General features: G+C 36.1%; 23 protein-coding genes. 18 read left to right on the top strand and 5 right to left on the bottom strand.

Going from position 1 to position 21891, the window contains the following annotated elements; all coding sequences use genetic code 11:
* Positions 1 to 9: 9 nt before the first annotated feature.
* Positions 10 to 891, bottom strand: coding sequence for a YitT family protein (locus AC1Q8L_RS04585; RefSeq protein WP_000202117.1), 882 nt, complete (start codon positions 889 to 891; stop codon positions 10 to 12).
* A 263-nt stretch (positions 892 to 1154) separates the two neighbouring features.
* Here AC1Q8L_RS04585 and AC1Q8L_RS04580 point away from each other — a divergent pair, with 263 nt between their 5' ends.
* From AC1Q8L_RS04580 to AC1Q8L_RS04550, 7 genes are read left to right on the top strand one after another with little or no spacing between them, the layout of a single operon-like run.
* The gene (locus AC1Q8L_RS04580) at positions 1155 to 1496 is read left to right on the top strand and encodes a nucleotide pyrophosphohydrolase (RefSeq protein ID WP_002108639.1); all 342 of its coding nucleotides are present in this window, start codon (positions 1155 to 1157) and stop codon (positions 1494 to 1496) included.
* On the top strand, positions 1496 to 2296 hold the full coding sequence (gene dapB / locus AC1Q8L_RS04575) for a dihydrodipicolinate reductase (protein ID WP_000658810.1): 801 nt from the start codon (positions 1496 to 1498) through the stop codon (positions 2294 to 2296). The genes AC1Q8L_RS04580 and dapB overlap by 1 nt, the downstream gene beginning before the upstream one ends.
* A gap of 14 nt (positions 2297 to 2310) precedes the next feature.
* Positions 2311 to 2706, top strand: a complete 396-nt coding sequence (gene mgsA / locus AC1Q8L_RS04570) for a methylglyoxal synthase (protein ID WP_000684765.1) — start codon at positions 2311 to 2313, stop codon at positions 2704 to 2706.
* A gap of 11 nt (positions 2707 to 2717) precedes the next feature.
* Positions 2718 to 3422 carry a bacillithiol biosynthesis deacetylase BshB1 gene (bshB1, locus tag AC1Q8L_RS04565; RefSeq protein WP_000015660.1) on the top strand — a complete coding sequence of 235 codons (705 nt, stop codon included), beginning with the start codon at positions 2718 to 2720 and terminating at the stop codon, positions 3420 to 3422.
* Positions 3419 to 4564 carry an N-acetyl-alpha-D-glucosaminyl L-malate synthase BshA gene (gene bshA / locus AC1Q8L_RS04560; protein WP_000768317.1) on the top strand — a complete coding sequence of 382 codons (1146 nt, stop codon included), beginning with the start codon at positions 3419 to 3421 and terminating at the stop codon, positions 4562 to 4564. Before bshB1 ends, bshA begins: the two co-directional genes overlap by 4 nt.
* Entirely contained in the window at positions 4551 to 5744 is a 1194-nt protein-coding gene (locus AC1Q8L_RS04555) for a CCA tRNA nucleotidyltransferase (RefSeq protein ID WP_000439311.1), read from the top strand. Before bshA ends, AC1Q8L_RS04555 begins: the two co-directional genes overlap by 14 nt.
* Positions 5729 to 6709 carry a biotin--[acetyl-CoA-carboxylase] ligase gene (locus AC1Q8L_RS04550; RefSeq protein WP_001192054.1) on the top strand — a complete coding sequence of 327 codons (981 nt, stop codon included), beginning with the start codon at positions 5729 to 5731 and terminating at the stop codon, positions 6707 to 6709. Before AC1Q8L_RS04555 ends, AC1Q8L_RS04550 begins: the two co-directional genes overlap by 16 nt.
* Before the next feature lie 127 nt (positions 6710 to 6836).
* On the opposite strand, the gene AC1Q8L_RS04545 is transcribed toward AC1Q8L_RS04550, so the two are convergent.
* Positions 6837 to 7226 (bottom strand): cupredoxin domain-containing protein, encoded by a 390-nt coding sequence (locus AC1Q8L_RS04545; RefSeq protein WP_000062382.1) that lies wholly within the window; start codon positions 7224 to 7226, stop codon positions 6837 to 6839.
* A gap of 577 nt (positions 7227 to 7803) precedes the next feature.
* Here AC1Q8L_RS04545 and panB point away from each other — a divergent pair.
* The 10 genes from panB (at position 7804) to AC1Q8L_RS04495 (ending at position 16971) form a co-directional block, all read left to right on the top strand.
* Positions 7804 to 8640, top strand: coding sequence for a 3-methyl-2-oxobutanoate hydroxymethyltransferase (gene panB, locus AC1Q8L_RS04540; RefSeq protein ID WP_000851108.1), 837 nt, complete (start codon positions 7804 to 7806; stop codon positions 8638 to 8640).
* The gene (gene panC, locus AC1Q8L_RS04535) at positions 8640 to 9488 is read left to right on the top strand and encodes a pantoate--beta-alanine ligase (RefSeq protein WP_000707015.1); all 849 of its coding nucleotides are present in this window, start codon (positions 8640 to 8642) and stop codon (positions 9486 to 9488) included. The genes panB and panC overlap by 1 nt, the downstream gene beginning before the upstream one ends.
* A gap of 12 nt (positions 9489 to 9500) precedes the next feature.
* Positions 9501 to 9884 (top strand): aspartate 1-decarboxylase, encoded by a 384-nt coding sequence (gene panD, locus AC1Q8L_RS04530; RefSeq protein WP_000490186.1) that lies wholly within the window; start codon positions 9501 to 9503, stop codon positions 9882 to 9884.
* Positions 9885 to 10015: 131 nt separating this feature from the next.
* On the top strand, positions 10016 to 12820 hold the full coding sequence (dinG, locus tag AC1Q8L_RS04525; RefSeq protein ID WP_000044967.1) for an ATP-dependent DNA helicase DinG: 2805 nt from the start codon (positions 10016 to 10018) through the stop codon (positions 12818 to 12820).
* Positions 12821 to 13070: 250 nt separating this feature from the next.
* Positions 13071 to 13241, top strand: coding sequence for a YpmA family protein (locus AC1Q8L_RS04520; RefSeq protein WP_000412179.1), 171 nt, complete (start codon positions 13071 to 13073; stop codon positions 13239 to 13241).
* Between the two features lie 7 nt (positions 13242 to 13248).
* Positions 13249 to 13752, top strand: coding sequence for a cell wall elongation regulator TseB-like domain-containing protein (locus AC1Q8L_RS04515; protein ID WP_000758740.1), 504 nt, complete (start codon positions 13249 to 13251; stop codon positions 13750 to 13752).
* Between the two features lie 18 nt (positions 13753 to 13770).
* Positions 13771 to 14958, top strand: coding sequence for an aspartate transaminase AspB (aspB, locus tag AC1Q8L_RS04510; protein ID WP_000761571.1), 1188 nt, complete (start codon positions 13771 to 13773; stop codon positions 14956 to 14958).
* A 120-nt stretch (positions 14959 to 15078) separates the two neighbouring features.
* Positions 15079 to 15786 (top strand): DNA replication protein DnaD, encoded by a 708-nt coding sequence (gene dnaD / locus AC1Q8L_RS04505; RefSeq protein WP_000728531.1) that lies wholly within the window; start codon positions 15079 to 15081, stop codon positions 15784 to 15786.
* A 15-nt stretch (positions 15787 to 15801) separates the two neighbouring features.
* The gene (gene nth / locus AC1Q8L_RS04500) at positions 15802 to 16449 is read left to right on the top strand and encodes an endonuclease III (protein ID WP_000933035.1); all 648 of its coding nucleotides are present in this window, start codon (positions 15802 to 15804) and stop codon (positions 16447 to 16449) included.
* Positions 16450 to 16452: 3 nt separating this feature from the next.
* Positions 16453 to 16971: a YpoC family protein gene (locus tag AC1Q8L_RS04495; protein WP_000442659.1), complete on the top strand. Its 519-nt coding sequence runs from the start codon at positions 16453 to 16455 to the stop codon at positions 16969 to 16971.
* A 25-nt stretch (positions 16972 to 16996) separates the two neighbouring features.
* On the opposite strand, the gene AC1Q8L_RS04490 is transcribed toward AC1Q8L_RS04495, so the two are convergent.
* Positions 16997 to 19690 carry a PBP1A family penicillin-binding protein gene (locus AC1Q8L_RS04490; RefSeq protein ID WP_001283106.1) on the bottom strand — a complete coding sequence of 898 codons (2694 nt, stop codon included), beginning with the start codon at positions 19688 to 19690 and terminating at the stop codon, positions 16997 to 16999.
* Positions 19691 to 19756: 66 nt separating this feature from the next.
* Positions 19757 to 20359, bottom strand: a complete 603-nt coding sequence (recU, locus tag AC1Q8L_RS04485; protein ID WP_000155599.1) for a Holliday junction resolvase RecU — start codon at positions 20357 to 20359, stop codon at positions 19757 to 19759.
* A 103-nt stretch (positions 20360 to 20462) separates the two neighbouring features.
* Here recU and AC1Q8L_RS04480 point away from each other — a divergent pair, with 103 nt between their 5' ends.
* On the top strand, positions 20463 to 21488 hold the full coding sequence (locus AC1Q8L_RS04480) for a DUF2515 domain-containing protein (protein WP_000495648.1): 1026 nt from the start codon (positions 20463 to 20465) through the stop codon (positions 21486 to 21488).
* 151 nt (positions 21489 to 21639) lie between these two features.
* Here AC1Q8L_RS04480 and AC1Q8L_RS04475 read toward each other — a convergent pair whose 3' ends face one another.
* Complete coding sequence (locus AC1Q8L_RS04475) at positions 21640 to 21819, bottom strand: hypothetical protein (RefSeq protein WP_001987054.1); 180 nt, start codon at positions 21817 to 21819, stop codon at positions 21640 to 21642.
* Between the last annotated feature and the right edge of the window lie 72 nt (positions 21820 to 21891).

Below are 21891 nucleotides of genomic sequence, written 5' to 3'. Positions count from 1 at the left end.
TAGTTACATTTAATTATGTAAAGGGTTTTTATTTTCATCTAACGTAAATCCTTCACCAACTACATCATGTACATCACTTACAGCGACAAATGCATGAGGATCTACTGAAGTAATAATATTCTTTAATTTCACGATTTCATTTTTAGCAACAACGCAATACAGTACGTTACGTTCCACTTTTGTATACGATCCAACAGCCTTTAAAAAGGTTGCTCCGCGCTCCATTTCAGATAAAATTTTGGCAGCAATTTCATCGTTTTTCTCTGAGATAATAGTCGCTCCTTTGGCGGCATAGGCTCCTTCTTGCATAAAATCAATGACTTTAGCCCCGATAAAAACAGCAACTAACGTATACATACCCTCGCGGTATGATAAATAGGTAAGAATAGAGACGACGATAACGACAGCATCGAACATAAACATCGTTTTACCCATACTCCAGCCAACATATTTGTGAGCTAGTCGTGCGATAATATCTACACCGCCAGTAGTCCCGCCATATTTAAATATTATCCCAAGACCGATACCGATAAATGCCCCGGCGAATAAAGCTGCGAGTGTCATATCATTTTGCAAGTTTAAATGTAAGTTGAGCACTTCGTAACGCTGGAAAATCCATAGAAATAAAGATACGCTAAATGTGCCGATTAATGTATATAAAAATGTCGTTCTGCCAAGTAACCTCCAACCAATAAAAAATATAGGGATATTTAAAATTAAGTTTGAGTAGGAAGGATCAAACTTAAATAAAAAATACAATAATAGTGTAATACCGGTAAACCCACCCTCTGCAAGGTGGTTCTCAATATTGATATTGACAATACCGAAAGAAAATATAGCGGAACCGATTAAAATAAAAATAATATTTCGTATCTTCAATTTTGATGTCATATAGAAATCCCCCTAATTATGTAATGATTGCATTGCTCCGCTGAAACGGTAAAACATAATAATAAGTAATTTCTAGTTGCTAGTAAAAATAGTAAGAACTCGATTAGTGTGGGCTAATCTTTTGGAAAAAGCGCAAAAGAAAGTTTCACTTTATTATAGTCTATCCAAAAAAGGGTCGCAAATAGGTGTTTGGCGGGGAATAATATTTGTCAAATCGCGATGAATTGGCTAACATGAAAGAGGAAGGATTAGAGGTGAATAGTATGGAAGCAAAAACGATGAAAGATATGCAGAAAGAAGTAGATGCATATATTGGTCAGTTTAAAGAAGGTTATTTCAGTCCGCTTGCAATGATGGCTCGTTTAACGGAAGAAATGGGAGAGCTTGCGAGAGAGGTAAATCATTATTATGGTGAGAAACCGAAGAAAACAACTGAAAAAGAAAGAAGTATTGAAGAAGAGCTTGGAGATGTATTATTTGTTATGATTTGTATGGCAAATAGTTTAAATATTGATTTAGAGACAGCACATAACATTGTAATGAATAAATTTAATACACGTGATAAAGATCGCTGGACACGTATTGATGAGGGAGAGAAAGAATAATGAAAGAAATTAAAGTAATTATCGCCGGACCAAGAGGACGTATGGGACATGAAGCAGTCCTTCTTATGGAAAGAACGGAACATTTTAATTTAGTAGCAGCAGTGGATTATAAGCATGGTGGTGAGAAGATTTCTGATTTACCTGGCATGCCAGCATTACATGCGCCGATTTACGCTGATTTACATACTTGTTTAGATGAAGTAGAAGCAGATGTGTTGTTAGATTTAACAACACCAGAAGTTGGGAAACAACACGTTACACTTGCAGTTGAGCGTGGACTTCGTTCTGTTATTGGTACAACTGGATTTACAGAAGAAGAATTGGCACGTTTAACAGAGAATGCAAAAGAAAAAGCAGTAGGAACAATTATTGCTCCAAACTTTGCAATTGGTGCAGTTCTTATGATGAAATTCTCACAAATGGCAGCGAAATATTTCCAAGATGTTGAGGTAATTGAATTACATCATGATCAAAAATTAGACGCACCATCTGGTACAGCTGTAAAAACGGTAGAATTAATTCGTCAAAATCGTGAATCAAAGCAGCAAGGTCATCCAAATGAAGTAGAGCAACTAGCAGGTGCACGTGGTGCAAATGTAGACGGTATTCACATTCATAGTGTACGTTTGCCAGGGCTTATTGCACACCAAGAAGTAATGTTTGGTGGAGATGGACAAATGTTAACAGTTCGTCATGATTCATTCAATCGTGCATCATTTATGTCAGGTGTAAAACTATCAATTGAGACAGTAATGAACCTTGATCATCTTGTGTACGGTTTAGAAAATATTATCGACTAAAGGGGAGACAACGGATGAAAATTGCCTTAATCGCACATGACAAAAAGAAAAATGATATGGTTTCGTTTGCATACGCATATAAACCAATTTTTGAGCAACATGAATTATTTGCAACAGGAACGACAGGGCTTCGTATTATGGAAGCGACTGGATTAGTTGTAACAAGATATCAATCTGGCCCTCTTGGTGGAGATCAAGAAATTGGTGCAATGATTGCAAAAAACGATTTAGATATGGTGATTTTCTTCCGCGATCCATTAACAGCACAGCCGCATGAACCGGATGTGAATGCATTGCTTCGTTTATGTGATGTATATGCGATTCCACTTGCAACGAATATGGCAAGTGCTGAAATGTTGATGCACGCATTAGAGCGAGGAGATTTAGATTATCGTAAGTTAAGAAAATGAGGGGAACAATTATGAGTGGATTACATATATTAGCGTTTGGTGCTCATGCCGATGATGTTGAAATCGGCATGGCTGGTACCATCGCTAAATATACAAAGCAAGGGTATGAAGTAGGTATTTGTGATTTAACAGAAGCTGATCTTTCTTCCAATGGAACGATAGAGTTGAGAAAAGAAGAAGCAGAGGTCGCAGCTCGTATAATGGGAGTAAAAACGAGGCTGAATTTAGCGATGCCAGACCGTGGTTTGTATATGAAAGAAGAGTATATACGTGAAATTGTCAAGGTGATCCGTACATATAAACCAAAACTAGTTTTTGCGCCATACTATGAAGATCGTCATCCAGATCATGCAAATTGTGCAAAGCTTGTGGAAGAGGCTATTTTTTCAGCAGGAATCCGTAAATATATGCCGGAACTTTCACCACATCGTGTGGAGTCTTTTTATAATTATATGATTAATGGTTTTCATAAACCGAATTTTTGTATAGATATAAGTGAGTACCTCTCTATAAAGGTGGAAGCATTAGAAGCATATGAAAGTCAATTTTCAACAGGAAGTGATGGTGTTAAGACACCGTTAACAGAAGGATACGTTGAAACTGTGATTGCTCGTGAGAAGATGTTTGGAAAAGAAGTTGGAGTCTTGTATGCCGAGGGATTTATGAGTAAGAAACCGGTTTTATTACATGCTGATTTATTAGGGGGATGTAAATGAAATTAAAAATAGGTATTACATGTTATCCTTCTGTAGGTGGTTCTGGAGTTGTTGGAACAGAATTAGGAAAGCAATTGGCGGAACGCGGGCATGAAATTCACTTTATTACATCGGGTTTACCATTCCGGTTAAATAAAGTATATCCAAACATATATTTTCATGAAGTGACGGTAAGCCAGTACTCTGTATTTCAATATCCACCATACGATTTAGCGTTAGCAAGTAAAATGGCAGAGGTTGCACAAAGAGAAAACTTAGACATTTTACATGTGCATTACGCAATACCCCATGCAATTTGTGCATATTTAGCAAAACAAATGATCGGAGAGCGTATTAAAATTGTTACAACCTTGCATGGAACAGATATTACTGTGTTAGGTTCCGACCCTTCGTTAAATAATTTAATTCGTTTTGGTATTGAGCAATCGGATGTTGTTACTGCTGTCTCGCATTCATTAATTAACGAAACGCATGAGCTTGTAAAACCAAGTAAAGAAATTCAAACGGTATATAACTTTATAGACGAACGTGTATATTTCAAACGTAATATGTCTCAATTAAAGAAAGAATACGGTATAAGTGAGAGTGAAAAAGTACTTATTCATATTTCGAATTTCCGTAAAGTGAAACGTGTGCAGGATGTTGTTGAGGCATTTGCTAAAATTGTTAAAGAAGTAGATGCGAAGTTGCTTCTTGTTGGAGACGGACCAGAATTCTGTACGATTTTACAGATAGTGAAGAATTTACATATTGAAGATCGTGTTTTATTCCTAGGGAAGCAAGATAATGTTGCAGAACTACTTGCGATGAGTGATTTAATGTTGCTTCTATCAGAGAAGGAAAGTTTTGGTCTTGTTTTATTAGAAGCAATGGCGTGTGGTGTACCTTGTATCGGAACACGGGTTGGAGGTATTCCAGAGGTTATTCAACACGGGGAAACAGGATATTTATGTGAAGTTGGCGATACAACAGGAGTGGCAAATCAAGCTACTCAGCTATTAAAGGACGAGGAACTTCACCGTAATATGGGAGAACGAGCAAGAGAAAGTGTTTATGAGCAATTTCGCTCAGAAAAAATTGTTTCACAATATGAAACGATTTACTATGACGTACTAAGGGATGACAAAAATGGAAAGATTTAAAAAAGCTAGTTCTATTATTGAGACATTAAAACAACAAGGACATGAGGCTTACTTTGTTGGTGGGAGCGTACGAGATCTTATTATCGATAGGCCGATTGGAGATATTGATATTGCGACATCTGCTTTACCAGAAGAAGTGATGGCTATATTCCCAAGAAATGTTCCTGTTGGTCTTGAGCATGGAACTGTAATTGTTTTAGAAAATGGTGAGCCTTATGAGGTAACTACTTTTCGAACAGAAAGCGAATATGAAGATTTTCGAAGACCTAGTAGTGTTCAATTTGTTCGTTCATTAGAAGAGGATTTAAAACGTCGTGATTTCACGATGAATGCAATTGCTATGACAGAAGAAGGCGAAATGGTTGATTTATTTGCTGGACAGGAAGCCATTCAACAGAGAGAAATTGTGACAGTTGGAAATGCTGCGGATCGTTTTCAAGAAGATGCCCTGCGAATGATGCGTGGTATTCGGTTTGTAAGCGCGTTAGGTTTTTCATTAGAAACGAAAACGAAGCAAGCGATTGAAACGTATGGACATTTGCTAGAACATATAGCAATTGAGCGCATTACAGTAGAGTTTGAGAAATTGTTAACTGGTACATATTGTGTGAAAGGTCTCAAAGAATTAGTAGAGACGAAGCTATTTTCTCATTTGCCATATTTACAAATGTCAGAAGAGAGACTGTTAAAAGCTACGCAGTATAAATGGGATTCTTTCGAAACGGATATTGAGGCGTGGGCATTTTTCTTATATTGTATCGGAGAAGAACATCCATCTGTCTTTTTACGTCAATGGAAGTTTTCGAATAAAAAAATAAAAGATATTGTTGCAGTTTTATTGGCAATCCGTACTAGAAAGGAGAAGGATTGGGATACAGTCCTTCTTTATAAAACGGGAATTTATATCGCTGAAATGGCAGAGAGAGTATATGAAGCGATGATTGAAAGCTATGATCCTACATCTGTTAAACGAGTACAATCAATGTTTCATGCATTGCCAATCCAGGGTCGTCAAGAAATGAATGTGACTGGTAATGATTTATTAAACTGGGCAAACAAAAAGCCTGGTCCGTGGGTTGCTGACATGCTTCAGAAAATCGAGGAAGCAATTGTAAAAGGAAACGTAGTTAATGAGAAAGAGCGTATAAGGGAGTGGCTGCAAGGATGCAATCTACTATAAGAAAGCAGTTATTACAAGTTTTTTCTGAAGCGGATGGCGAGTTTGTATCCGGCCAAACGATTAGTGATAAACTTGGTTGTTCAAGAACTGCTGTGTGGAAACATATGGAAGATCTCCGGAGTGAGGGATATGAACTTGAAGCTGTGCGCCGATTAGGTTACCGAATTGCAAGTAAGCCAGACAAAGTGACTGCTAATGAAATTCAGTTAGGGCTACAAACGAAGCGAATTGGTAGAACAGTGTATTTTGAAGAAACTGTTGAATCAACGCAGCACATTGCAGCAAAACTTGCTTATGAAGGTGCAGAAGAAGGAACTATCGTTGTAGCAGAAGAACAAATAGCGGGAAGAGGTCGTTTAAGCAGAAAATGGCATTCACCAAAAGGAACAGGAATTTGGATGAGTATTATTTTACGCCCATCGATTCCAGTTCATCATGCACCGCAACTTACTTTGTTAGCGGCTGTTAGTGTTGCACAGGCAATTGAAAAATGTACAGGTGTAGACGTGGGAATAAAATGGCCAAATGACATTTTAATTCAAGGTAAAAAGGCTGTAGGTATATTAACAGAAATGCAAGCGGATCCTGATAAAATTAATGCTGTCATTATGGGCATCGGTATTAATGCGAATCAAAAGCAAGAACATTTTGATGAAGAAATTCAGCACATTGCTACTTCATTAGCGATTGAATCAGGTAAGCCGATTGTTCGTGCAGAACTTATGCAACAAATCTATTTACAACTAGAAAAATTATATGAAGAGTATTTACAAAATGGTTTCTCTGTCATTAAAATTCTTTGGGAAAGTTACGCTGTGAGCATCGGGAAAGAAATTACCGCTCGAACGATGAGAGAGACGATTACGGGGTTAGCAAAAGGAATCACAGAGGATGGTGTATTACTTCTGGAGGATCATGAGGGGAAAGTACATCATATTCATTCTGCAGATATCGAAATTAAGTAAAAGAAGTTCCTCTTTTGGAACTTCTTTTTATTTCAATATTTTTGAGTTAAATTTGTAACATGATAATAAATCCTTTTCATATTTAAAGTTCATTTCAAGATATCTTCCGTCTAGTTGGTCTGGCATGTTATTTGACGATTACTTTGCCTTCCATTCCTTTAAGGAGATGGTATCGACATATTAATTCATATGTACCAGTATTTTTAGGTTTCACGGTAATATTCTTTTCTTTTCCTGACTCAACTACGACGTCAATGCCGAGTTTTTTCACTGTAAAGGTGTGCTCGTTTTTACCTTTATTTTTCAATAGTAATGTTGTTGATCCTTCAAGCGGAATCGTGATGACATTTGGATTAAAGTAATCATCATTTAGTTCAACCTCAATCACGTTCGTTACATCGGTGGGTTGTGTTACGACATTAACTGAGGCAAATACATGAAAGGATCCTAAAGACATCCACCATACAATCATTACAAGCAAACTGCTGAATCGAAATAACCACCTGTTCATAGACATCTGCAATTCTCCTTTGTTAAGTACTTTTCCTCAATTAACCTGCATCATTAGTTTAAGAGTTATACTATACAGTTAAATTGATTACAGAAGAAATTAACTTGGAATTTTTTAACATGCGTTGAAAAAACATGTATCTTTTCAGGATTGAATTATCTATAAAAACTTTATCCCGCTATTTACTGGGCAATAAGACCTCCACCTCAAAATTCAGCGGAAGCAAAGAAGTTAGGTGGGGATCGGGCTGATTAAAGTTTCACTTTCTAGCATATATACTCTCTTATTAAATTTCATATACCGTAATCAGAATAAAAAATTATTTTTTCAAAAAAATGTAGTAATTCCCTTTTGTAGTTTGCTATAATTAGTTCGAATGTGGGCAGTATCAGAGCGAACTGCACCATGATTCGAAGTAATACGAAAAATAATAACTTGGATTCTGCCTTGATCCAATAACGGACTGGGACAGAGGGATGAATAATGCCGACTAACACACAACCCTTCTGCCCTTTTATGGCCAGAGGGGTTTTTTATATGATTGCGGCCATCTCCTCTCTCCTGCATAAAGGAGGAGTAGTTTTTGAAAACAAAAACAGATTTTTTGAAGATGAAAGAGCAAGGTGAGCCGATTACAATGCTAACGGCGTATGATTATCCATCTGCTAAATTAGCAGAAGAAGCTGAAGTTGATATGATTTTAGTTGGAGATTCTCTTGGAATGGTTGTACTCGGATACGATTCAACAGTACCTGTAACAGTAGAGGATATGATTCATCATACGAAAGCTGTACGCCGTGGAGCGAAAGAGACGTTTATTGTAACTGATATGCCATTTATGTCGTATCACGTATCATTACAAGAAACGATGGTGAATGCACGCCGCATCGTTCAAGAGAGCGGGGCGCATGCACTGAAGGTAGAAGGTGCTGGAGAAGTTATATCAACGATTCAATATTTGACGAACGCAGGAATTCCTGTTGTAGCGCATTTAGGTTTAACCCCTCAATCTGTAGGAGTGTTGGGTGGATATAAAGTGCAAGGAAAAGATGCGGAGAGTGCAAAGAAATTAATAGAAGATGCAAAGAAATGTGAAGAAGCTGGTGCAATAGCGCTTGTGTTAGAATGTGTACCAATGCAGTTAGCAGAACTTATTTCAGAGCAACTAACAATACCGACAATTGGGATTGGTGCAGGACAAAAAGTAGATGGGCAAGTGCTTGTTTATCATGATCTTATCTCATACGGCGTGAATCGTGTGCCGAAATTTGTGAAGCAATATACATCTGTTCAAGAGGAGATTGTGCGTGGGATTTCACAATATGTTACTGAAGTAAAGACAAGGCAATTTCCTGAAGAAAAACATTCGTTCACAATGAAAGAGGAAGAATGCTTAGCGTTATACGGAGGAAAACAATAATGAAAATCGTAACTACAGTGCAAGAGATGCAGCAAATTACAAACGAACTTCGTGCAAGTAGAAAGAGTATTGGTTTTGTTCCAACGATGGGTTATTTACATGAAGGGCATGCTACCTTATTACGTAAGGCAAGAGAAGAAAATGAAATTGTAGTTTTAAGTGTATTTGTAAACCCGCTGCAATTTGGCCCAAATGAAGATTTAGATCGATATCCTCGTGATATTGATAGAGATGAAAATGTAGCAAAAGAAAACGGTGTAGATTATTTATTTTATCCGAGTGTAGAAGAAATGTATCCAGCAGAACAAACAACAACAGTAGAAGTTGTGAAGCGCACGGACGTATTATGCGGTCAACAAAGACCTGGTCATTTTGCTGGTGTTGCAACTGTACTAATGAAACTATTTAATATTACGCTGCCAACGCGTGCTTATTTCGGTATGAAAGATGCTCAACAAGTTGCAGTAATTGAAGGATTTGTAACTGATTTCAATATTCCGGTTACAATCGTACCAGTTGATATTGTGAGGGAAGAAGATGGATTAGCGAAAAGTTCTCGTAACGTGTACCTATCACAAGATGAACGTGAAGAGGCTCTTCATTTATACCGCAGCCTATGTATAGCGAAAGAAAGAATTGAGGTAGGTGAACGTAATCCGGAAATCATTACAAATCTTGTGAAAGAGTATATTGAGACGCATACGAAAGGCACTGTAGATTATGCGGATTTATATGCATATCCGTCATTAACAATGGTAGAGAAAGTCGAAGGACGAATCATTTTAGCTATTGCAGTTAAGTTTGAAAATGTAAGATTAATTGACAATATAACATTAACGGTTAAATAAGGGGGAGCACCTATGTTTCGCACAATGATGAGAGCAAAGTTACATCGTGCAACTGTAACGGAGGCAAATTTAAATTATGTAGGTAGTATTACAATTGATGAAGATTTAATGGATGCAGTAAATATTGTAGAAAACGAAAAAGTCCAAATTGTAAATAATAATAATGGTGCTCGTTTAGAGACATACGTTATTAAAGGGGAACGCGGTAGTGGTGTTGTTTGTTTAAACGGTGCTGCGGCAAGGCTTGTACAACCAGGGGACAAAGTAATTATTATTTGTTATGGGCTAGTTACGGAAGAAGAGGTTCATAAACAAGAACCAAAAATTGCAGTACTAGACGATAATAATCAAATTATTGAAATGTTAGGTGCTGAAAAAGCGGGTACGATATTATAAGTAGAAAGGCTATCTCCATTGCGGAGATAGCTTTTTTGTGCATCTTTTCATTAAGATGAGATAAAACGTGGTATAGTAACATTATATAAATTATTGTTGTTTGAAAGGTAAGAAATTGAGGTGTTACATATATGAGTAAGCGTTATGTCGTTGTTGATTTAGAGACGACAGGGAACTCCTGGAAAGATGGGAAGGATAAAATAACCCAAATTGCAGCTGTTGTAGTAGAAGATGGAGAGATATTGGAGATTTTTTCGTCTTTTGTTAACCCAAAGAGAGAGATCCCACCATTTATTACAGAATTAACAGGGATTGATGAAAGTCTTGTAAAACAAGCCCCGTTATTTCAAGATGTAGCCCCGATGATTGTTGAGCTATTACAAGGTGCGGCTTTCGTTGCGCATAATGTTCACTTTGATTGGAATTTTTTAAATGAAGAATTAAGACAGGCTGGATATACAGAAATACATTGTCCTAAAATCGACACGGTTGAATTGGCTCAAATTCTTTTGCCGACAGCTGATAGTTATAAATTACGTGATTTAGCTAAGAAGCATGAACTAGAACATGATCAACCACATCGTGCGGATAGTGATGCTCTTGCAACAGCGGAATTATTTTTACAATTTTTAAATGAAATTGAAAAGTTACCACTTGTCACGTTGCAATCGCTTTATGAATTAAGCGATGTGTTCCAAAGTGATATAGCTGATGTGCTTTCTGAAAATATTTTAAAGAAAGTAATGAATGGTAAAGAAGATATAGCGGAGTATGAAATACATCGAAATATTGCGCTGAAAAAGCGGAACTATTCCTTAAACCTTGGAGAAACGTGTTCATCAAAGTTTGATGCTTTCTTGAATAAAACGATGGATAAATTGGAATCACATATGCCAAAGTTTGAAAGAAGAGAAAGTCAACAACTGATGATGAAAGAGATATATACGGCGTTAAGAGACTCTCGTTTTTCACTAATTGAAGCCGGTACAGGAACAGGAAAGACTCTTGCATATTTGCTTCCCAGTCTTTATTTTGCAAAGAGAAAAGAAGAACCTGTCATTATAAGTACACAAACGGTACAACTCCAACAACAAATATTAGAAAAAGAAATACCGTTATTACAAAAAATAATGCCATTTTCATTTGAGGTAGCTCTTCTTAAAGGAAGAAAGCATTATCTTTGCTTACACAAATTTGAGTATGCTTTACAAGAGGAAGAAAAAAATTATGATATGGCACTTACGAAGGCGAAGATTTTAGTTTGGCTATTGCAAACTGAAACGGGTGATCAAGACGAATTAAATATTCCTGAGGGCGGAAAGTTACTTTGGAATCGTATTTGTAGTGATGCGTATAGTCCAGGCGGTATGCAAAGTAATTGGTTTAGTCGTTGTTTTTACCAGCGAGCGAAGAATAAAGCTTTATTTGCAGATATCGTTATCACAAATCATGCGTTATTATTTCAAGATTTTTCAAGTGAAGAACCGCTGTTTGCTTCATGCGAACATATTATTTTTGATGAAGCTCACCATATTGAAGAAGCTGCGAGTAGAACATTGGGTGAACAGTTCTCTTGTATGTATTTTCAATTGGTTATATCTCGTCTTGGGACGCTAGAAACAGAAGATGTACTCTCCAAAGTATATAAAATGATGAAAAAATCAGAGCAAGCATCTCGTTCAACTTTCCGTATGATAAGTTATAGTTTGAAGGAACTTAAGTTTGATGCGGATGAACTCTTCCAAATGTTACGTACTTTTATATTTAAACAAACAAAGCAAGAACAAGGAACGAATAATATGCCGCTCATCTATAGGTATAACGCAGAACTAGAAAAAGGTAAGTTGTGGGATAGTATCGTTGAATTAACAAATCGTTTTATATATGAATTAAGAAGGGTAGTAACTGCTCTTGAGAAGCAAGTGGATATATTGCAAAGTAAGTTAGAATGGGAGATGCATGTTGTAACAGGTGAATTTATGCATTTAATTGAGTTGCTGAGAAAGATGGCAGAATCATTACAGTTACTCGTATTAGAAAAGAATTCGTATGTAACTTGGATGGAGACTGAAACGAAAGGGACGATTCATTCAACAGTTCTATATGCACAGCCTGTTCATATTGGTGAAAGATTTGCTGATGAATTTTTAACAGAAAAAAAGAGTGTTATTTTTACATCCGCAACACTAACAGTTAACGATACGTTTGATTATATAAAAGAGGAACTTGGTTTACATGATTTCGCTCCAAATACTTTAAAGGTTCCGTCGCCATTTCGTTATGATGAACAAATGAAATTAATGGTTTCAACGGATGTACCTTTTATTAAGCAAGTAAGTAATGAGCGATATATTGAATCTGTATCGGAACATATTGCAAAGATAGCGAAAGCCACAAAGGGCAGAATGCTTGTTTTATTCACTTCGTATGAAATGTTAAAAGAAGCGTATGCGAATTTAAAAAATAATGATGAATTAGAGGGTTATTTATTACTCACACAAAGTGTGAATAATAGAAGTCGAAGCCGTTTAATTCGAAAGTTTCAAGAGTTCGACAAATCAATTTTATTAGGGACGAGCAGTTTCTGGGAAGGGATAGATATTCCAGGAGATGCCTTAAGTTGTCTTGTTATTGTCCGTCTACCATTTACGCCGCCTCATCAGCCGATGATGGAAGCGAAAGGTGAGTGGCTAAAAAATCAAGGTGAGGATGTATTCGCTAAATTAGCGCTGCCACAAGCAATATTACGTTTCAAACAAGGATTCGGTCGCTTAATTCGAACGAATACAGATACAGGAACGGTAGTAGTGTTAGATCGTCGTTTGACGAGTTCTTCCTATGGAAAACGATTTCTACAATCGATCCCTAACGTCCCTCTTTATGAAGGACCATTAGAAGAATTATTAGTACAATTAGAAGAACCATCAAATGAATAAAAATGGAAGAAAAATACGCCTGAAGTATTTATAAACTTCAGGCGTAAAAAATGTGGGTAGGAGGAATTTTATTTTTCTTACTTCTTGTATACAAAATGTGTTGGTTTTCGACTTGAAACCTTTTTTTGCTGTACATGTCCTGCTATAATAGATGGGTGATGAAGCAGGGGTTGTAAAGAATGTATTCTTATTGTAACCGCATTGCGTTCTTCTATAATTAGAAATTTTTGTGTAACGGAGGAGTTTTTTCATGGAGAAGAAAATCGAAGTACTATCAACGACGCGTATTAAATATTCGTCTGATTTGTATAAAATTGTTGATAGTTTGAATCGTACGTTAAAAGAGCAGGACCTCATGTTCGGACTAGCATTAGACGAAAAAGATAAAGAAACAGCTGTATTTACGATTTACAGAACGTAGTGATACAATGAAAAAGTGGATCTTTGCAATCATTATTGTTATCGTTGCTAGCGGAATATATGGGGCGTATGTTTATAATAAAGCAATGGGGAAGAAAATTCCAAAAGAGTCGAAATTTGTAGAAATTGCTAAAGAAAAAGCAAAGCTTACAAAGGTGAAATCTGTTGATTATTACAACGGAAAATCTGCATATATAGTCGTGCAAGGTACAGATGAAAAGGGAGAACAACTTATCGTTTGGGTGCCGGAGAAAAAAGGGGATACTGTAGTAAGGAAAAAGAGCGAAGGTATTTCTGAAAAAGAGGCTATACAAAGAACATTAGAACAAGTCGGCAATGAAAGTAAGGAATCAAAAAGTAAGCCGAAAGAGATTATGAAAGTGAAATTAGGCTTTGAAAATGATGTACCACTATGGGAAGTTACATATATTGATGATGACAATCGTTATAGTTATTACTATCTTGAATTTAAAGATGGAAAATTTTTAAGACGATATAGCATTGAAAAATAGATGTAGGGGGAACTACAAATGAAATTAGCAAAGCGAGTAGCTGCTTTAACACCGTCTTCAACTTTAGAAATTACAGCAAAGGCACAAGCATTAAAAGCAGAGGGTCATGATGTAATTGGATTAGGGGCAGGGGAACCTGACTTTAATACACCAGAGCATATTATGGATGCTGCACATAAAGCGATGTTAGAAGGACATACGAAGTATACACCAACAGGTGGATTACAATCGTTAAAACAAGAAATTGTGAAGAAATTTACTCGCGATCAAGGTATTGCGTATGATCCATCTGAAATTATTGTATGTAATGGCGCAAAGCATGCATTATATACATTATTCCAAGTATTACTTGATGAGGGAGATGAAGTTATCATTCCAACTCCTTACTGGGTAAGCTATCCAGAGCAAGTAAAGCTTGCTGGCGGTAAGCCGGTTTATGTAGAAGGTTTAGAAGACAATGAGTACAAAATTACAGCAAAGCAGCTGCGTGAGGCAATTACAGAGAAAACGAAAGCAGTTATTATTAATTCACCGAGCAATCCAACAGGAATGATTTATAGCAAAGAAGAATTACAACAGCTTGGAGAAGTATGTTTAGAACATGATATTTTAATCGTTTCTGATGAAATTTATGAAAAATTAATTTATGGTGGCGTAGAATATACTTCAATTGCCCAGCTTTCTAATGCATTAAAAGAACAAACACTTATTATTAATGGTGTATCTAAATCTCATTCTATGACAGGATGGCGTATTGGATATGCAGCAGGAAATAAGCAGCTTATTAAAGCGATGACGAACTTAGCGAGTCATAGTACGTCAAACCCTACTTCAATCGCTCAATACGGCGCAATTGCGGCATATGCAGGCTCACAAGAACCTGTGGAAACAATGCGTCAAGCCTTTGAAGAGAGATTAAACATCATTTATGATAAATTAATTCAAATCCCTGGCTTTACTTGTATTAAACCGCAAGGTGCATTTTACTTATTCCCTAACGTAAAAGAAGCTGTAGCTTTATCAGGATATGCAACAGTTGATGATTGGGCAAAGGCTCTATTAGAAGAGGAAAAAGTGGCTCTTGTACCAGGTACAGGATTTGGTGCTCCAAATAATGTTCGTTTATCATATGCGACATCTCTTGAACAAGTAGAGAAAGCATTAGAACGCATCCATACATTTATGAAAAGTAAAGTGCAAGCTTAATTTTATATTTCATTCATGTAATATAAAAAACCTCCCTATTGATGGGGAGGTTTTTTTGACGAATTGTGGCAAAAAGAAATAGCTAAAGGTGTGTTATACTAGAGAGCGAGGTGTTTGGTGATGAAAAAGAAAATGATGTTACATTGGTTTGAGCAGGGAAGCATTGCAATTCCAAAATTGCTTATGATGCATTATAAAAAATTAGGTTTAAATGAGACGGAATTTATGGTTGTACTTCATGTACATACATTTTTAGAATCAGGTAATTCGTTTCCGACTCCTTCAGAGATTTCTGAACGGATGACGATAACAGAAATGAAATGTATGGAAGTAATTCAAGCGTTGATTCAAAAAGGTTTTTTATCACTAGAAGGTGGACAAAGATCAGAAGCGATGATGTGCGAAAGTTATTCTTTACAACCGTTATGGGAAAAAATATTACATTTCTTAATGGATGAATCAATAGAGGAAGAGCACAAAGAGAAAAAACAGCTGCAAGTAAATTTATATACAGTATTTGAAAAAGAATTTGGAAGACCACTTTCGCCGTTCGAATGTGAAACGTTAGGAATGTGGGAGGACCAAGATCAACATCATCCAAATTTAATTCAAGCGGCTCTTAGAGAAGCTGTAATGAGTGGAAAACTAAATTTCCGATATATTGATCGTATTTTATTTGAGTGGAAAAAGAATGGAATTAAAACGGTAGATCAGGCTCAAAATCAAGGTCAAAAATTTAGAGCGAATCAACAAAGAGCACAACAAATGACAAAACAAGAGACGAAATTTACTGGAAAAGTGCCTTTTTATAATTGGTTGGAGCAGTGATATAGGAGGAGAAATATGCTTAACAAAACGCAAATCCGTTATTGTTTAGATACAATGGCGGATATGTATCCAGAAGCGCATTGTGAATTGGTTCATGATAATCCATTTGAACTTGTAATCGCGGTGGCGTTATCTGCACAATGTACAGATGTACTTGTAAATAAAGTGACAAGAAATTTATTTCAAAAATATAAAACACCAGAAGATTATTTAAGTGTTTCTCTAGAAGAATTACAACAAGATATACGCTCTATCGGATTGTATAGAAATAAAGCAAAAAACATTCAAAAATTATGCCGAATGTTATTAGATGACTATAATGGGGAAGTACCGAGCGATCGAGATGAACTTACGAAATTACCCGGTGTAGGAAGGAAAACAGCGAATGTTGTAGTTTCCGTAGCGTTTGGGATTCCTGCAATTGCTGTTGATACACATGTGGAGCGAGTGAGTAAACGATTAGCGATTTGTAGATGGAAAGATTCTGTGTTAGAAGTAGAAAAAACGTTAATGAAGAAAGTGCCGATGGATGAGTGGGGGGTTACGCATCATCGTATGATTTTCTTTGGACGTTATCATTGTAAAGCACAACGACCGCAATGTGAGGAGTGCAGACTGTTAGAAGTATGTCGTGAAGGAAAGAAGCGAATGAAGGTGAAATAAAGGATGGAGCGAGTTATAGAAATACCGAAAGAATTTCACTGCTTACCATTTTTTAAAGAAAGCGTAAATTCAATTGAGTATCATACAGACGAGTCTTTTGAAGAAATAATACAAAATACTTACTTTATATTTGATATTGAAAGACAGTATGAGCCATGGAAGGAAATTGAAAACAGTATTCCAGCGATGTTGAATGTATGGAAAAATAAGCATGAAGACATTGCTATACTGTTTCGAAATAGAAATAAGCAAGAGGCTGAGGGGCCAATGATTCTTTTTGCAGCTCACTTGTTATCGGTTGTCTATTGGCTAAATGAGCAACCTGTTCATAGTTTGAATGAAATGCAAATAAATACGAATAAATTAAAAGTGCAACCTGTTAATTTTATGGAAAGATATTTATTCATAATAAAGAAACCGAGTAATTATCATTCTTATATTCAATTAGCGCAGTTGTATATCGAAATAGAAAAGCTGTATGTAAAAAAAATGATAACAAAAAAGAAGTCCGCTTCTCGTTAAGAGAAACGGACTTCTTTTTTGTTTATTAGGACTCTGTTGTAATAACAGTACCGTCTGCGTGAGGTGTATCTCCTCCGGTATTTTGATGTTGCTGTTCTTGTTGTTTCTTAGCTTCTTCTTCAGCTTTTTTCTTGGCCTCTTCTTCAGCTTTCTTCTTAGCTTCTTCTTCAGCTTTTTTCTTAGCTTCTTCTTCAGCTTTTCTTCTAGCTTCCTCATCAGCTTTCTTTTGAGCTTCTTCTTGCTGTTTACGTTGTTGTTCTTGTTGCTGTTCTTGTTGTTTCTTAGCCTCTTCATCAGCTTTTTTCTTAGCTTCGTCTTGTTTTGCTTTATCTTCATTAGTCTTTTTCTGGGCTTCCTCATCAGCTTTTTTCTTAGCTTCTTCATCGGCCTTTTTCTTAGCCTCTTCTTCAGCTTTTTTCGCATCTGGAGTTCCGCCAGGCGCAGTGAAGGATGCACCAACTGCTGGGCTTGTACCAGTGCCTTTTTTCGCTACTACAGAGAAGCTGTAAGTAACACCTGGTTTAATACCACCAAGAGTAGCTGTCGTACCACTTATTGATAGGCTACCACTTGAACCGTCAGTTGCTTTATAGCTGGCTGCATATGCATCAACTTCTGCTGGTCCAGACCAGTTTAGTGTAACTGTGCTAGCGCCATCGAAAGTGACATTCAGACCACTAGGGGCATCTACTTTAATTTCTTTAATTGCATCTTTTTTCGCACCTTTTACGTATAACTCTCCGTTTATTTCTTGAACAGAAGAAGGACGTTCAAAGCGTGATTTATCTGTAGCGAATTTGCTCATCATTACTTGGAACATTTGCTGTGCAATTTTAGTATAACGATCACTAATGTAGTTTTCTGGACCGTTCTTTACGTAACCCGTCCATACAGCCATCGTATATTGTGGTGTATATCCAGCGAACCAGCTATCCCTGTTTGCATCAGCTGGAATGCCGTATTTCTTTAAATCTTTTGCATCAAAGTTTTGCGTTCCAGTTTTACCCGCTACGTCAACACCTGAAACATATGCTGTTGGTCCTGTACCACCAGAACCAGGTTTTACTACGTCACGAAGAACGTCAGTTACCATGTAAGCTGTATAGTCTTGCATAGCGCGTTGTTCTTTCGGTTTAAAGCTTTTCTTTTTCCCGTCCGGGAAGGTTACTTCTTTTACGAAGTGTGGTTTATTATAGTTACCACTATTACCAAAGGTTGCATATGCACCTGCTACTGCTAATGGAGAACTATCGTTACTACCAATTGCAGTAGATTCATGTACTCCATTTTCAAATGTCATGCCTAAACCTTCAGCAAACTCTTTTGATTTATTAAGTCCAACTGTTTGAGCTGTCTTTAAAGCCGGGATGTTTAATGACTTCTTCAATGCTTCACGAAGTGAAACGTCACCTTTAAAACTCCCTGTAGCATTTTTAATCTTTGTGCCATTAGAATAAGTATATTCAGAGTCATTTAATTGATGATAAGTAGACCACTGAAGATTCTCAATCGCTGGACCGTAGTCGAAAATTGGTTTCATTGTTGAACCAACTTGGCGTTTTAAATCAGTTGCCATATTATGACCTTTGAAAGTGGACTTATTTTCTTTACGTCCAGCACCAATTGCTCGAACTTCTCCAGATTGTGTATCCATAAATACGAATGATCCTTGGAATTGATCGTTTGGATACTTAATAAGATTGCCATCCATAATTTTTTCAGCATAATCTTGAGCATCTTGATCAAGTGTTGTATGAATCGTTAAACCATCTGAACCGATATTTACATCAGGATATTCTTTTTCAACTTCTTTTACAACTGCATCTAAAAATGCTTGATACTTCATCTCAGTTATTTCTGAAGACGGTTGAAGGCCCTCTGTTACTGGGATCTTAACTGCGTTATTCATTTCTTCTTTTGTTATATAACCATGTCGATTCATTAATGACAATACGACATTACGACGATTTGTTGCTCGTTCAACATTTTCCTTTTTTGTTGGATCATAAATGTTTGGACCTTGGGGTAAACCAGCGAGCATAGCAGCTTCATGTAATTGCAAGTCTTTCAAATCTTTACCATAATATTTTTGCGCTGCTGTCGCAATACCATATGAACGGTTACCTAAATTAATCTTATTTAAGTACATTTCTAAAATCTCATGTTTAGAGTATTGTTGCTCTAATTTATAAGATAAGTACCATTCTTGTACTTTTCTCTTAGCGGTTTTATCCATCGTTAGAAAATAGTTCTTAACGACTTGCTGTGTAATCGTACTACCACCTTGGGAACCGAAACCACCAGTGACATTTTCCATAACTGCTTTTGTAGTTCGTTTAAAGTCAATTCCATTATGATCATAGAAACGCGAATCCTCAGTTGCAAGGAATGCATTTTCAACTACTTTTGGAATTTGATCATAAGTAACATGCGTTCGTTTTTCAGCACCGTATTCATAGAAGAAATTTCCATTTTTATCAAGAAACTTTGTTGATAAAGGATTAACAAGTTTGGATTTATCTAATTTTGGAGCGTCCTTTACCATAACAAAGAAAGCGGAAACGCCGGCTACAAGACCAACGATACCAAGAAGTAGACAACCTATAAGGAATTTCTTGAAAAAGGAGCCTTTTTTCTTTGGTTTTTCTTCTTTATTTGTTTTTTTCTCTTGATTTTTTACATGATTTCGTTCTGTACGAGAACGATAATTATCTGACATTATACTTTCTCCTACCTTTCATTCTCTCCCCCAAAAGTCGAAAAAAGAGCCTTAGTGATGACTCTATCACGAAAAATAAACCGTGTCTAGTACACGGATATAGTCAATCCGAGGGTGATAACCGCATGATAATAAGGATCCATGCTCTTCTATTTCTTCTTTCGTAATCGACTTGCGTCCACCTGTATTTTGACGATTCCAAAATGCAATAATATGTTTTGCATCTAATAAATAAAATTCATCAAAAAGTGTAAATTTAATAATGACAAATGCAATTCCATTATGAGCAACCACTTGCTTCATATGTTCTATTTGATGAAGGTGGAAGTTTTGAAGTGGGAAACTAGTTTTATTTTTTGTTTCCTTTGCTTCAAAATCGATGTATTTCCCTTTGTATACACCGTTGTAATCTGTCGTAGAAGGTTGTTTAAAATACGCTTCTTTTACCACTGCAGCACTTCGAGCGGGGTAATCTACTTTTACAATTTGAAGAGGTGTAGGCTTTTTATGTACACATGCAATATTATGGGTTAAGTAATATTGATTTGTTTCATTCAATTCCTCTTCAAGGGACATACCTCTATTACTATAAGTATGTGTTTTTATAGGTGTTTTTTGAGGTTGTGAAGCTTGATTATACCTTTTTCCATTTGGGTAACGAATGGTCATAGTGTGTCCACTCCCAACTTGCTAAGAATTACTTACAAAGGTGATTATATCAAAAAATGAAAAAAGATGTGACCTTTTTGATGAAAGGTATGATGACTTATTTATGTTTACATGGAATGATTATATGAAAATTAAACAAAATCGAGAAAAAAAATTTTGTACAGAGAAAGAAAAAGCGATCATTCGCAATATTAAAAAGAAAACAGAAATAGCTAATGTGGACAATATTTCTCGGACACAATCTTATCAAGAATATTATTTAAGAAATAGTGAAATCAGGTGGGCCTTTTTAGCGAGTATGGTTTCGAGAAATGCGGGATGGAATATGACTGATTTAGAAGGGAGATATTATGCCACTGTATTACCTGAAACGGTAAAAAAACATTTATTTCTTCTGTACGAACAAGCTAATTGGATTATTTTCTTAGATGCATTTCCTCAGCTATTATTGTATGAGGAAAGTAAGAAGAGACGGGCACCTCTCTTTCATTTGTTGCAATATTTCAGCGTATCAATTTTTATGGAAAAAGAATGGTTACTTTTCTGGGAAAGAAGAGATATGAATAGGCTTATGACAGCGCTTATTATAAATGAACAAAATAAAATTCAAAAACCAGTCATTGAGAACACATATTTTAAAAAACATGTATTCCATACTGCACTTTTTAAAGTACAAGAAAGATTTCATATTAGTGCAGTTATCTTCCCAACAATTGAAGGGAGGATGTATGGATTTTCGGTTTATCAATTTGAAACGTTACAACAGCGTATAGAACTAGGAAAAAAATTAGCATGGTTATTGTTTCATCCAATTTATAATGGTTCGTTTTATAAGTTTGCATTGCAAACTACACATACTGGGTCTAGAGAAGATTATGAAGTTTACGCACAGGAAACTCGAAAGTCTTATACGCCAACACTTAGAGATATTTATCCTGTTATTTTACATGAAGAAATAAAAATGAGAGATTGGTTTTGTGCAAATATGAAAATGAATGTGCTATTTGTACTTGAAGAACCTAAAGAGGAAGTTAATATAACAGAATGGTATAGAAGAAAGAGAGAACAAATCTATAGGCTATCTATCGTAAATCGTTTTGCTAAAAGGATGGATGAGTTCATGATATAATAAAAAAGAAGTCCCGTCTTCCATTTTGAAGACGGGACTTCTTAATTTGAAACAATCCTGCTATGCGTGCTACGACTTTAATTTCAAAACGTAATGCTAGTAGGAGATTAAGGATGATTTGAAATCTACCTGTTCGTAATAAAGTCTCGCTTTATGTAGCAGGGAAGTTTGGACCATCTAGCTTTGGATTGCCAGTCTCAGGTTTATTTTGTTGTTTGTTTTGGTTTTTCTTTTTTTCATTTTTGTTCTTTGCCATTGTAATACACCTCCTTTTTGTATTGTTACCATTTCTATAAATGACATACGAAATGATTTCTTTGACGAATAACAACTAGTTTTGTCATGTGGGCAGGAGTGGTGAATCATTCGGCGAAATTACATGACAAAGGAAAAGCAAAGAAGG

The organism is Bacillus sp. GW823-FHT06A11, from assembly GCF_058795355.1.
This window is presented reverse-complemented; position numbering and strand designations above follow the sequence as displayed.

What these genes read in the sequence shown, in the direction of transcription:
- AC1Q8L_RS04480 (WP_000495648.1), top strand. Translation starts at nt 20,463, where the DNA reads ATGTTTACATGGAATGATTATATGAAAATTAAACAAAATCGAGAAAAA.
- AC1Q8L_RS04555 (WP_000439311.1), top strand. Translation starts at nt 4,551, where the DNA reads ATGGAAAGATTTAAAAAAGCTAGTTCTATTATTGAGACATTAAAACAA.
- AC1Q8L_RS04515 (WP_000758740.1), top strand. Translation starts at nt 13,249, where the DNA reads ATGAAAAAGTGGATCTTTGCAATCATTATTGTTATCGTTGCTAGCGGA.
- dapB (WP_000658810.1), top strand. Translation starts at nt 1,496, where the DNA reads ATGAAAGAAATTAAAGTAATTATCGCCGGACCAAGAGGACGTATGGGA.
- dinG (WP_000044967.1), top strand. Translation starts at nt 10,016, where the DNA reads ATGAGTAAGCGTTATGTCGTTGTTGATTTAGAGACGACAGGGAACTCC.
- AC1Q8L_RS04550 (WP_001192054.1), top strand. Translation starts at nt 5,729, where the DNA reads ATGCAATCTACTATAAGAAAGCAGTTATTACAAGTTTTTTCTGAAGCG.
- AC1Q8L_RS04545 (WP_000062382.1), bottom strand. Translation starts at nt 7,226, where the DNA reads ATGTCTATGAACAGGTGGTTATTTCGATTCAGCAGTTTGCTTGTAATG.
- AC1Q8L_RS04585 (WP_000202117.1), bottom strand. Translation starts at nt 891, where the DNA reads ATGACATCAAAATTGAAGATACGAAATATTATTTTTATTTTAATCGGT.
- nth (WP_000933035.1), top strand. Translation starts at nt 15,802, where the DNA reads ATGCTTAACAAAACGCAAATCCGTTATTGTTTAGATACAATGGCGGAT.
- mgsA (WP_000684765.1), top strand. Translation starts at nt 2,311, where the DNA reads ATGAAAATTGCCTTAATCGCACATGACAAAAAGAAAAATGATATGGTT.
- AC1Q8L_RS04495 (WP_000442659.1), top strand. Translation starts at nt 16,453, where the DNA reads ATGGAGCGAGTTATAGAAATACCGAAAGAATTTCACTGCTTACCATTT.
- AC1Q8L_RS04490 (WP_001283106.1), bottom strand. Translation starts at nt 19,690, where the DNA reads ATGTCAGATAATTATCGTTCTCGTACAGAACGAAATCATGTAAAAAAT.
- recU (WP_000155599.1), bottom strand. Translation starts at nt 20,359, where the DNA reads ATGACCATTCGTTACCCAAATGGAAAAAGGTATAATCAAGCTTCACAA.
- panC (WP_000707015.1), top strand. Translation starts at nt 8,640, where the DNA reads ATGAAAATCGTAACTACAGTGCAAGAGATGCAGCAAATTACAAACGAA.
- AC1Q8L_RS04520 (WP_000412179.1), top strand. Translation starts at nt 13,071, where the DNA reads ATGGAGAAGAAAATCGAAGTACTATCAACGACGCGTATTAAATATTCG.
- bshB1 (WP_000015660.1), top strand. Translation starts at nt 2,718, where the DNA reads ATGAGTGGATTACATATATTAGCGTTTGGTGCTCATGCCGATGATGTT.
- panD (WP_000490186.1), top strand. Translation starts at nt 9,501, where the DNA reads ATGTTTCGCACAATGATGAGAGCAAAGTTACATCGTGCAACTGTAACG.
- AC1Q8L_RS04580 (WP_002108639.1), top strand. Translation starts at nt 1,155, where the DNA reads ATGGAAGCAAAAACGATGAAAGATATGCAGAAAGAAGTAGATGCATAT.
- bshA (WP_000768317.1), top strand. Translation starts at nt 3,419, where the DNA reads ATGAAATTAAAAATAGGTATTACATGTTATCCTTCTGTAGGTGGTTCT.
- dnaD (WP_000728531.1), top strand. Translation starts at nt 15,079, where the DNA reads ATGAAAAAGAAAATGATGTTACATTGGTTTGAGCAGGGAAGCATTGCA.
- aspB (WP_000761571.1), top strand. Translation starts at nt 13,771, where the DNA reads ATGAAATTAGCAAAGCGAGTAGCTGCTTTAACACCGTCTTCAACTTTA.